Source organism: Kitasatospora sp. NPDC002543 (genome assembly GCF_053594915.1).
Window position 1 is genome coordinate 1 of sequence record NZ_JBSFWR010000166.1, and the last position, 10,617, is coordinate 10,617.

General features: G+C 74.4%; 9 protein-coding genes. 4 read left to right on the forward strand and 5 right to left on the reverse strand.

Annotated features, from left to right (window positions below):
- Positions 1 to 153 precede the first annotated feature (153 nt).
- Entirely contained in the window at positions 154 to 537 is a 384-nt protein-coding gene (locus ACWD4P_RS36575; protein ID WP_359830166.1) for a hypothetical protein, read from the reverse strand.
- 517 nt (positions 538 to 1,054) lie between these two features.
- Between ACWD4P_RS36575 and ACWD4P_RS36580 the strand changes: the two genes are divergently transcribed.
- On the forward strand, positions 1,055 to 2,509 hold the full coding sequence (locus tag ACWD4P_RS36580) for a lytic murein transglycosylase (protein WP_449782602.1): 1,455 nt from the start codon (positions 1,055 to 1,057) through the stop codon (positions 2,507 to 2,509).
- Between the two features lie 67 nt (positions 2,510 to 2,576).
- Here the strand turns inward: ACWD4P_RS36580 and ACWD4P_RS36585 are convergent, their stop codons facing one another.
- Together ACWD4P_RS36585 and ACWD4P_RS36590 are read right to left on the reverse strand one after the other, a co-directional pair.
- Positions 2,577 to 2,999, reverse strand: a complete 423-nt coding sequence (locus ACWD4P_RS36585; protein WP_449782603.1) for an ASCH domain-containing protein — start codon at positions 2,997 to 2,999, stop codon at positions 2,577 to 2,579.
- 178 nt (positions 3,000 to 3,177) lie between these two features.
- Positions 3,178 to 3,699, reverse strand: coding sequence for a GbsR/MarR family transcriptional regulator (locus ACWD4P_RS36590; RefSeq protein ID WP_449782604.1), 522 nt, complete (start codon positions 3,697 to 3,699; stop codon positions 3,178 to 3,180).
- Positions 3,700 to 3,794: 95 nt separating this feature from the next.
- Here ACWD4P_RS36590 and ACWD4P_RS36595 point away from each other — a divergent pair, with 95 nt between their 5' ends.
- Positions 3,795 to 4,790, forward strand: coding sequence for an ABC transporter ATP-binding protein (locus ACWD4P_RS36595; protein ID WP_449782605.1), 996 nt, complete (start codon positions 3,795 to 3,797; stop codon positions 4,788 to 4,790).
- The gene (locus tag ACWD4P_RS36600) at positions 4,790 to 6,448 is read left to right on the forward strand and encodes an ABC transporter permease (RefSeq protein WP_449782606.1); all 1,659 of its coding nucleotides are present in this window, start codon (positions 4,790 to 4,792) and stop codon (positions 6,446 to 6,448) included. Before ACWD4P_RS36595 ends, ACWD4P_RS36600 begins: the two co-directional genes overlap by 1 nt.
- 82 nt (positions 6,449 to 6,530) lie before the next feature.
- Here the strand turns inward: ACWD4P_RS36600 and ACWD4P_RS36605 are convergent, their stop codons facing one another.
- The gene (locus ACWD4P_RS36605; protein ID WP_359829798.1) at positions 6,531 to 7,118 is read right to left on the reverse strand and encodes a TerD family protein; all 588 of its coding nucleotides are present in this window, start codon (positions 7,116 to 7,118) and stop codon (positions 6,531 to 6,533) included.
- Positions 7,119 to 7,497: 379 nt separating this feature from the next.
- On the opposite strand from ACWD4P_RS36605, the gene ACWD4P_RS36610 reads away from it, so the two are divergent.
- Positions 7,498 to 9,735, forward strand: coding sequence for a type 1 glutamine amidotransferase family protein (locus ACWD4P_RS36610; RefSeq protein ID WP_359829799.1), 2,238 nt, complete (start codon positions 7,498 to 7,500; stop codon positions 9,733 to 9,735).
- On the opposite strand, the gene ACWD4P_RS36615 is transcribed toward ACWD4P_RS36610, so the two are convergent.
- Positions 9,722 to 10,465 carry a hypothetical protein gene (locus ACWD4P_RS36615; RefSeq protein WP_449782607.1) on the reverse strand — a complete coding sequence of 248 codons (744 nt, stop codon included), beginning with the start codon at positions 10,463 to 10,465 and terminating at the stop codon, positions 9,722 to 9,724. The two genes, ACWD4P_RS36610 and ACWD4P_RS36615, sit on opposite strands and share 14 nt — an antisense overlap.
- Positions 10,466 to 10,617: the final 152 nt, after the last annotated feature.

Below are 10,617 nucleotides of genomic sequence, written 5' to 3' on the forward strand. Positions count from 1 at the left end.
CGAATCTGGCACGGCGGTGTCGAATTGGTCTAGACAATGCGAAATCCGCGGGCCGCCGGCGTGCTCCCCCGCGGCCGCGCCGTCCGGGCCCGTCATCGCGTCGTTCGGCATGTCGTTCGTACCCCCCTCGGTCATGGGGGCGATGATACGGCGTCAGCGCCGGGCGTGGTGGGTGTCGCCGTGGTGCTCCCCGGTCTCGCCGTCGGCGAAGCTGACGGCCATGGTGACGCGGTACTCGTGGACGTCGTCCCGGTGCCCGGGCACCCGCGCCCAGGCCAGCGAGTGCACCTCGGCCTCGGGGGCCTGCCGGCACCAGGCGGCGGCCTCCTCCAGGGCCCCGGCGGCCGACCGGCCGGTGCACACCACGGCGGTGTAGGCGGCGACGGCGACGTCCCCACCGGAGCGGCGGGTGCGCGACACCGCCCGGACGGCCGCGGCGGCCTGGGTCAGGTCACGGGCCAGGTCGTCCACCACCCGAGGGGGAGCCGGCAGGACGACCGCTCCCTCGGCGAGGGTCTCCGGCAGGTTCGCGCTCACGGTCTGGACCTCCATCCGCATCATCACGCGGCACAGCATGCCGGGCGGCGTTTCCTGGCATGCCCATTTTCACCAGAACGTCACCCGTCCAGGTCCGAGTCGGGGTCGCGCCCTGGCGTCCCGGCCCGCGCCCTGGTAGGGGGGCCGGGCCGGGGTTCGGACGTTCCGGCAGGTCAGGACGGGCGACCGCGGGCGGCGCCGGGGGGCCCGAAACACCGCGCACGCACCACCCCCGCGCTCCGAACCGCCGGTCCGGCGCCCGGGAGCGCCCGTACCACCACCGTTGGTCCACCGGTCGACTTTCCGTACCGGAACAGGAGTTGCCGCCCGGCGAGGAAGCGGCGGCGGTGGGCGGCGGATGTCCCGGGGCGCCGCGATGTCCGGCTCCACCCCCGCTGAGGTGCCGAGTTAACCCCTCGGAGGGCTCCGGTCCGCCTTCCGGTCACCCTGTCCCTGTCAGATCGTCGTGATACTAATCGTCCCGGTGGTGGGCCCCGTCCTCTGACGGACGGGCACGATGACGACAGCTCAACCGTTCCGGGGAGGTCCGGACGGCAACGGGGAGGGACAGCGGATGACGGTGCGGATCGGCAAGGCCGGGAGCGGGAAGCTCCGGATCGGCAAACGGGTCACGGGCACGGCGGCGGCCTTCGCCGCGCTGGCCGCGCTGACCGGCTCTCAGGTGACGGGCATCGGGCTCGCCCCGGTCGCGGTCGCCGACTCCGGCTCGGCGTACGGCGCCGACGGCCAGGGCGCCGGCCGCTCCCTGCCCGGCGGCTCCCCGACCGACGCCCCCGGCACCTTCGGCACCGGCATACCCGCCGACGGCGGCGGCACCCTCCAGCTCCCCCAGCCGCCCGGCACCCTGCCCGGCCTGCCCTCGGCCGGCCCGTTCGCGGCCACCGGGGCCTCCCTGCCCGCCACCGTGTTCGCCGCCTACCGGCAGGCCGAGGCCTCGCTGGCGCAGCGCTCGCCGGGCTGCCACCTGCCCTGGCAGCTGCTGGCCGCGATCGGCCAGGTCGAGTCCGGCCAGGCCAACGGCGGCCAGGTGGACGCCGCGGGCACGACCCTGACGCCGATCCTCGGCCCGGCCCTGGACGGCAACGGCTTCGCCGCGATAGCCGACACCGACGGCGGCCGCTACGACGGCGACGCCCGCTGGGACCGCGCCGTCGGGCCGATGCAGTTCATCCCGTCCACCTGGGCCTCCTGGGGCGTGGACGCCAACGGCGACGGCAAGGCCGACCCGAACAACGTCTTCGACGCCGCCGAGACCGCCGGCCGCTACCTGTGCGCGGGCGGGCGCGACCTCGCCGACCCGGCGCAGCTCGACCGGGCGGTGCTCAGCTACAACAACTCGGGCGAGTACCTGCGGACGGTGCGCAACTGGATGGCGCACTTCGGCAGCGGCACGGTGTCCACCGTGCCGAACCGCCCGGGGCCCCTGGTCCCGCCCGGCACCCTGCCCACGCCGTACCTCCCGGGCCTCCCGACCGGCGGCACCGGCACCGGCACCGGCGGAACGCCCGGCACGGAGCCCCAGCAGCCGGCCACCCCGACTCCGGAGCAGTCGCCGAGCGCCCAGCCGACGCCCACCCCGGGCGCCACCACCGCGCCCACGCCCGAGGGTTCGACCTCGCCGTCGGCGACGCCGACGACCACCCCGAGCGGCAGCCCCTCCCCGACGGCGACGCCGACCGGCACCCCCAGCGGCACCCCGACGGCGACGCCCACGGGCACCCCGACCGGCACGCCCACCACCTGCCCGGACCCGACGGCGACCCCGACCGGCACGCCCACGCCGACGGGCTCCCCGTCGCCGACGGCCACGCCCACCGGCACCCCTACGGCGACGCCGCTCCCCGGCTGCCCCACCCCCACCCCGACCGACACCCCGAGCACGGCGCCCAGCACCACTCCCGGCACCACCCCCAGCGCCGGGTTCTCGCCGACGGCGACGCCGACGAAGTAGGCAGGACGAGGCGGACAGCACAGGGGCGCGGTTCCTTCCGGGAACCGCGCCCCTGTCGTCGGGCCGTTCAGGACGTCACGGAGTCGACCACCCGGAAGCGCTGGGCGACGACCGACGTCCCGCCGTCGATGACCGGGGTGCGCCCCAGGAACTCGGCCACGCCGTCGCCGCCGAAGAACTCCTCGTGCTCCGTCCGCCACTCGGCCGCGTCGGCGTAGCCCCGCCCCTCGGCGATCGCGAATGCGTCGTCGATCTCCGCCATCGGGAGCACCCGCACCTCGACGAGTTCGATCGTCACGGCCGGAACGCCCTCGGAGTCCAGCACCGCGAACCGCTGACCGGCCGTCGGCACCTCCCTCCCGGCGTGCCGGTAGATCTCCAGGAGGCCGGTGAACGCGGTCTTCTCGCCGCTGCGGATCGCGGCCAGGCCGCGGTCCCGTTCCGGTCCGGGGAAGGCGAGTTCGAGAGTCGGAAGGTCGTCGTGTCCCATGGGGTGAGCGTACGAACCGCGGCTCGCGCCGCTCAACGGGTTCAGCCCTCGGCAGAACGAGGCGCCGCCGCACCGGCCCGCCGTTCCCCCGTCGTTCCGCCCCGGCCACCCGCCGTTCCACCCGGGCCGTCGGCGTCCACCGCGCCCGGGCCGTCGGTGCCCCGGCCCGGACCGCCCGCTACCGCGGCTGGGCCGCGCGGTGCTCGCGCCAGCGCCCCAGCATCCCGTGCAGCTCGTCGATCATGAACTCGAAGAAGGCTGCGCTCTCCGCCAGCCGCTCCCCCGCCACGGTGCCGGCGCCGACGGTGGCCTCGCCCTCCCGCAGCACCCGGATCCAGCGCAGCATGATCTCGTCGCGCCGGGTCAGCGACTCGAACCAGACGTCGTTGAGCACCCGGTAGCGGTCCCGCCGGGAGCCGGGCTCGCGCTCCCGGGCGACCAGGCCGATCTGGGTCAGGTAGCGCATCGCTCCGGAGACGGCGGCCGGGCTGATCCGCAGCCGTTCGGAGAGCTCGGCGGAGGTGAGCACCCCGCTCTCCTCGGCCATCAGACAGGAGAAGATCCGGGACGGCATCCTGCCCATGCCCGCGACCACCAGCTCCGCCGCGAAGCGCTCGACGAAGTCCGCCACCGCCTGGTCGCCGGGCCCCTCGTCCGCCTTCTCCGCCGGCTTCTCCGGACCGTCCGTCCCCTGCACCACCCTGCGCCCCTTTCCGGTGATCACTCGCCCCCGGTCGAAACTTTAACGCCTTCCCAATCTTCACGTTTTTCTGAACCTACGATAGCTTCAGAAATATGACCAAGGCCATCACCCTGTCCGGCCTGCGCAAGACCTTCGGCCGGACCACCGCGCTGGACGGCCTCGACCTGACCGTCGAGACCGGCGAGGTCCACGGCTTCCTCGGGCCCAACGGATCCGGGAAGTCCACGACCATCCGCGTCCTGCTCGGCCTGCTGCGCGCCGACGGCGGCAGCGCCCTGATGCTCGGCAAGGACCCGTGGCGGGACGCCGTCGAGCTGCACCGCCGCCTCGCCTACGTGCCCGGCGACGTCGAACTCTGGCCCAACCTCACCGGCGGGGAGGCCATCGACCTGCTCTCCCGGCTGCGCGGCCGGCTCGACCCCCGCCGACGCGACGAGCTGATCGAGCGCTTCGACCTCGACCCGACCAAGCAGGGCCGCAGCTACTCCAAGGGCAATCGGCAGAAGGTCGCCATCGTGGCCGCGCTCGCCTCCGACGCCGAACTGCTGCTGCTCGACGAGCCGACCTCCGGCCTCGACCCGCTGATGGAGGTGGTCTTCCAGGACGTCGTGCGCCGCGCCACGGAAGAGGGCCGCACCGTCCTGCTCTCCAGCCACATCCTGGACGAGGTGGAGAAGCTCGGAGACCGGGTCAGCATCATCCGGCACGGCCGGGTCGTGCAGAGCGGCACCCTCGGCGAACTGCGCCACCTCACCCGCACCACCGTCGAAGCCCGGACCCTCCGCCCGGTCGCCGGGCTGGACGCGCTCCCCGGCGTCCACGACCTGCGGACCGACGGCGACCGGGTCCGGTTCGCCGTGGACGGCCGCCGGCTCGACGCCGCCGTCCGGCTCCTGAGCGCGGCCGGGCTGCGCGGCCTGATCAGCCACCCGCCCACCCTGGAGGAGCTCATGCTGCGCCACTACGGCGACGAACTGGCCGCCAACGGGCACGGCGTCGCCCCCGACACCCCCGACGCACCCGGCGCGGCCACCGAAGCGAACGGCGTCACCGCCGACGGGCAGCGCGGCGAGGACGGAGGCCGGTGATGACCACCACCGCCGCCGGGCCTGCCGCCGACCGCTCCGCCGCACCCCGCCGCCCACGGGCCGGCACCACCCTGGCCGGCACCGCCGCGCTGCTGCGCTTCGCCCTGCGCCGCGACCGCATCCGGCTGTCCGCCTGGGTGCTCGGCCTCTGGCTGGTCACGCTCGCCACCGCCGACAGCGTCCGCACCGTCTACCCGACGGCCGCCGACCGCGCCGCCATCGCGCACGGCTCGGACAATCCGGCGCTGCTCGCCATGAGCGGTCCGGCCCACTACCTGGCCGACTACACCTGGGGCGCCATGCTCGGCCACCGGATGCTCGGCCTGCTGGCCGTCCTGGCCGGCCTGCTCAGCGTCCTGACCGTCGTCCGGCACTCCCGGGCCGAGGAGGAGAGCGGGCGGGCCGAACTCGTCCGCTCCGCCGCCGTCGGGCGGCACGCCCCGCTCGCCGCCGCCCTGGCCACCGCCGCCGTCGCCGACCTCGCGCTCGGCCTGCTGCTCGCGGCCGGCCTGCCCGCGCTCGGCGTCCCCGGGATCACCGCCTCCGGAGCGGCGCTGTTCGGCGCCGCGACCGCGCTCTCCGGGCTGCTGTTCGCCGCGGTGGCCGCCGTCACCGTGCAACTCGGCGCGCACGCGCGGACCGCCTCCGGATCGGCCCTCGCCGTGCTCGGCGCCGCCTACGCGCTGCGCGCCGCCGGGGACGCCGGCTCGGGCACCCTCTCCTGGGCCTCCCCGATCGGCTGGCTGCAGCGCGGCTACCCCTTCGTGGACGACCGCTGGTGGCCACTGCTCCCCGCTGTCGCCCTGACGGTCGCGACCGGCGCCGCCGGGTTCGCGCTCAGCAGCCGCCGGGACCACGGCGCCGGGCTGCGCGCCGCCCGTCCCGGCCCGGCCACCGGCAGTCCGGCCCTGGGCACCCCGCTCGGCCTCGCGCTGCGCCTGCACCGCGGCCTGTTCGGCGGCTTCGCGGTCGCGCTGCTGCTGGTCGGCGCGATGTACGGCTCGCTGCTCGGCAGCGCCGACTCCCTGCTGGGCGGCGTCGACCGGATCCGGGAGACGCTGGACCGGCTCGGCGGGCACACCCTCGCCGACTCCTACGCCGCGCTGACCCTGCCGGTCGTCGCGGTGATCGGCGGCGTCTACTCCGTGCTGGCCACGCTGCGCCCGCGCGCCGAGGAGAGCGCGGGACGGGCGGTGCCGGTGCTGGCCACCGGCGTGTCGCGGACCGCCTGGCTGGGCGGGCACCTGGCGGCGGCCCTGCTGGGCTCCACCGCCGTGCTGCTCGCGGCGGGCGTGGGCTTCGGCCTGGCCGGGGCGCTGTCCAGCGGTGACGGGGGCGCGTTCCTGCGGCTGACCGGCGCGGCGCTGGCCTTCGCGCCCGCCCAGTGGGTGACGGTGGGTTTCGCCGCCGCGGTGTACGGCTGGCTGCCCCGGGCCGTTCCGCTGGCCTGGCTGGTGCCCGCGTACGCCTTCGTGATCGGCTACCTGGGCCCGCTGCTCGACCTGCCCGGCGGCCTGGAACGGCTCTCCCCGTACGGCCGGGTGCCCCGGCTCCCGGCGGCCGCGATGGACTGGACGCCGCTGGTGGTGCTCACCCTGGTCGCGGCCGCCCTGATCGCCCTGGCGCTGGCCGGCTTCCGGCGCCGCGACATCGATTGACGCCGGGCTCCGAGCGCCGGGCGCCGGGCGTTCGGAGCCGGACGCCCGGAGAGCCGGGGCCGCTGCCCCGCGGGGCGGGGGCTCAGAGGTGCTTGACGAGCTCCGGCATCAGGTCCTGGAAGGTCCGCCCGCTGGCCGGCTGGCCGATCGCGGTCATCTGCCAACCGGTCGCCGTGCGCTGCACCTTGGCCATGATCTGGGCGGTGTACGGGCCGCCGCCGGTGAGCGTGTAGCGCGCCAGCTCGACACCGGTGGTCTCGTCCACGAGCCGGCAGAAGGCCGCCTCGACCTCCTGGAAGGTCTGCCCGGTGAAGGAGTTGACGGTGAAGACGATCTGGTCGACCTCGGCCGCGACGGTGGTCAGGTTGACCGTGATCGACTCGTCGTCGGTCGCGTCGCCCGCGCCGCCGACCAGGTTGTCCCCGCTGTGCCGGACCGAGCCGTCGTTGCTGTTGAGGTGCTGGAAGAACACCACGTCCACCGGCCGCCCCTGGGCGAACAGCACCGCCGAGGCGTCCAGGTCGATCTCCCGGCCGGCGGCGAGCAGCTTGGCGAAGAAGCCCTTGCGCTCGGCCGCCTTCCAGCCGAGGCCCATCCGGACCAGGCTCAGTTGCCCGCCGCCCGGCTTCTCCAGGCTGATCTTCTGCCCCTTGGCCAGCGAAACGCTCATCGCGTCCTCCTCGTTCTGCCACCGCCCGTGCCGCGAATCTACAGCACTGTAGAGAATTTATGATCATCGACGGTGCCCTCCGAGCACCTCTACCCCGTACTCCCCCGGACCTCACCCCCGACAACGGTCCGCACACTGAGGGAACCGGCGGTCCGACGTCTGGCGTAGCCGTTGACCGTGAGCGGACGACCGGGGCGGCACACGGTCTAGGGTCGGCCCCGGGACGGCACCCGGCGGCAACGGCGCGCCGTCCGCGCACCGATCGCGGTGCCCACCACCCGCGGCACCCACCACCCGCGGTGCTCACCATCCGCAGTGCTCACGACCGTTCCCGGGCCGGGCCGACCGGCACCGGCCCGCTCTCGCTGGGGGGACCACCATGCCCGAGCAGCACGAAGGAACCGAACAGCACACCGCACCGGAACGCCCCGGAGGATCCCGGCTCGGCCGGCGCAGACTGCTCCGGGCCGGCCTCGGCGCGGGCGGCGCGCTGGCCGCCGCCCGGCTGCTGCCAGGCGGCGCCGCCTGGGCCGCCGGACAACCCGACACCGACCACGGCACCGCGCAGTACGACGGTCTCTGGCCGGAGAGGCGGCTCGCCGGCCCCGGCACCGGGACCGGCGGCGCCGCGCAGGTCTGGCCGGACTGGGCCCGCTACGCCCGCATCGCCGACGGCACCTTCAACGAGCCCGCCGACATGCAGAGCTACGTGGACGCCCTCAAGGCGCAGGAGGTCAGCGTCATCGAGCTGGACACCCTGCTCTCCGACTGGCTCACCGACGCCCAGTTCGCCGCCCACATGGCCGAGGTGAAGCAGTTCACCGGCCTGGCGCACGCCGCCGGCCTCAAGGTCGTCATGTACTACCCGTCCCTGGAGCTGATCTCCCCCGGCGGCGAGAAGGGCCGGTCCTTCTACAAGAACGACCAGGGCAAGAACTGGGTCCAGCGCGACCTCGCCGGCAAGCCCAACGTGTTCTACGGCAGCGTCGTGGTCTGGGTCGACCCGGGCGACGAAAGCGTCTGGCTCAGCCCCAACTCGCCCTGGCGGGACTACTACCTCAACCGGATCAAGGGCGTCGCCGCGACCGGCGTGGACGGCATCTGGCCGGACGTCCCGATCTACTTCGACGGCGTGCTCTCCTGGTGCGACGCCTCCACCTGGGGCACCGCCGCGTTCAAGGCCGACACCGGCCTCGACCTGCCCAAGGCCGCGAACTTCGCCGACCCGGTCTTCCGCCGCTACGTCGAGTGGCGCCACCGCAACCTGCTCAAGTTCCAGCTGGACATCGCCGACGCGGGCCGCTCGGTCAACCCCGACCTCGTCACCTTCGTCGAGACCGTGTCGATGGACTACCGCTACGCCACCTCGATCGGTCTGGACGGCGGCTACCTGCGCCAGGCCCCCGGCGCCGTCAGCCAGGTCTGGGAGGTGGACATCCTCGGCAACTACGACGGCATGCGGCACGCCACCGCCTCCGACTGGGTCTGCCTGATCTCGATGTACAAGTACGCCCGCGCGGCCAGCGGCACCAAGCCGGCCTGGGCGTTCTCCTACGGCTGGCAGGCCGACGACGCCTCGCTGGTGATGTCCCAGCTGATCGCGGCCGGCTGCAACCCGTACGAGGTGAAGACCCCGTTCAAGAACGACACCGTGGACGGCCCGATGCGCACCCGGATGTACCGCTTCGTGCGCGTCAACCAGGCGAAGCTCTACGACCCGGCCTCGATCGCCCAGGTCGGCGTCTACCACTCGGCGCCGTCCCGGGACTACGTGTCCCCGGGCGAGGGCAACGGGATGTACGTCAACGCCAAGGCCCCGGCCGGGATCACCGACTGGTGGGGCGGCGACGACCCCCAGATGAGCTGCGCCTCGCTCCCCTGGCTCGGCGAGTTCCGGGGCACCGTCAAGGCCCTGGTCTACGCCCACGTCCCGTTCGACACGGTGCCCAGCCCCGGCCTGACCGCCGACGACCTGGCCCGCTTCAAGGTCCTGCTGCTGCCCAACCTCCAGGCGGTCTCGGACACCGAGGCGGCGCTGCTGCGCGGCTTCGTCTCGGCCGGCGGGACGATCGTGATCACCGGCCCTGCACCCACCGCGCTGGACGAACTGGGCGGCCAGCGCGCCGAGTTCGCGCTCTCCGACGTGCTCGGCCTGCGCAGGGCGGACCCGCTGCCCGCCACCAGGCAGAACTCCTACGGCAGCGGCAGCTGCTGGTACGTCAAGGCGCTGCCCGGGCTGAGCTACCTGACCAAGACCGACCAGGCCTCGGCCGACCAACTGCTCACCGCCGTCCGGCAGTCCGCCCCGCCGGCGGTCACCCTGGCCGGGGACCGCCGGATCTTCCTGGACGCCCGGCGGCTCGGCGCCGACACCGTCGTCCACCTGGTGAACTTCACCAACTTCGCCGACACCCCGGCGGCGTTCCGCAGCGCGCCCGCCAACTGCACGCTCTCCTACGCCCTTCCGGCCGGGGCGAGCGTCACCGCCGTCACCGTGGCGAGCCCGGACGGCACCGACCCGGCACCCAAGGCCGTCCCGTACACCGTCACCGCCGGGACGGTCAGCGTGCCGCTGACCGTCGCCCAGTACTCGGTGGTGACGATCACCGCAGGTTAGTCGGCACCGGGATCCGCCAGAGGGCGGCGGGGTGGGCCTCGCCGCCCGGGGCGGACTCGAAGGCGATCCACTGCCCGTCCGGGGACCAGCTCGGCGCGCCGTCGTAGGCGGTGTCGTCCCTGGTCACCCGGACGGGAGTGCCGCCGGCCGCGTCCACCACGAAGACCTGGGCGTTCGGCAGGTCCCCCAGGTTGGAGGAGAAGACCAGGTACCGGCCGTCCGGGGACCAGCTCGGATCGGTGTGCTCGCCCGGCACGCCGGTGACCTGCCGCAGTCCGCCGCCGTCCGGGTCCACCGTCCACAGCGACCAGTCCTCGCGGCCCACGCCGCGCCGCTGGAAGACGATCCGGTCACCCTTCGGGGACCAGTTCGGCTGCCGGTTGTCGGTGCCGGTGCCCCGGCCGTCCACCAGCGGGACGGGCGCGCCGCCGCCGCGGCGAACCTTCCAGAGCGAGTCCTGCTCGGCCGCGTCACCCCGCGCGGCGGCGGTGTGCTCCGGCTCCCAGCTCTGCTGGAAGACGATCCACTCGCCGTCCGGGGAGAAGCTCGGCTCGCTGTAGCCGCCGGCGTCGCCGTGGCTGGTCACCCGCTCCGGGGCACCGCCCGGCCTCATCAGCCAGACCTCGTCGTGCCCGGACTCCCGGTCGGTGGCGAAGACGAAGGCGTCGGCGGCGGCGTTCCAGCTGGTGCCGGGGAGGTTGACGGCCGCCCGGTCGGGGTCCTTCAGCACCGTGCGCGGCGCACCGCCGTCCAGCGGCAGGACGGCGAGGGCGGCCTCGCCCCGGTTCCGAGCAGGGTGAACGCGAGCACGGCGACGAACAGGAAGGCGGTCGGGATCAGGAAGTAGGTCGGGTCGGTCTCGTAGTGCACGATGCTCTCGGC

Coding starts and splice junctions, on each gene's coding strand:
- ACWD4P_RS36580 (WP_449782602.1), top strand. CDS start 1,055: ATGACGACAGCTCAACCGTTCCGGGGAGGTCCGGACGGCAACGGGGAG.
- ACWD4P_RS36585 (WP_449782603.1), bottom strand. CDS start 2,999: ATGGGACACGACGACCTTCCGACTCTCGAACTCGCCTTCCCCGGACCG.
- ACWD4P_RS36595 (WP_449782605.1), top strand. CDS start 3,795: ATGACCAAGGCCATCACCCTGTCCGGCCTGCGCAAGACCTTCGGCCGG.
- ACWD4P_RS36600 (WP_449782606.1), top strand. CDS start 4,790: ATGACCACCACCGCCGCCGGGCCTGCCGCCGACCGCTCCGCCGCACCC.
- ACWD4P_RS36605 (WP_359829798.1), bottom strand. CDS start 7,118: ATGAGCGTTTCGCTGGCCAAGGGGCAGAAGATCAGCCTGGAGAAGCCG.
- ACWD4P_RS36610 (WP_359829799.1), top strand. CDS start 7,498: ATGCCCGAGCAGCACGAAGGAACCGAACAGCACACCGCACCGGAACGC.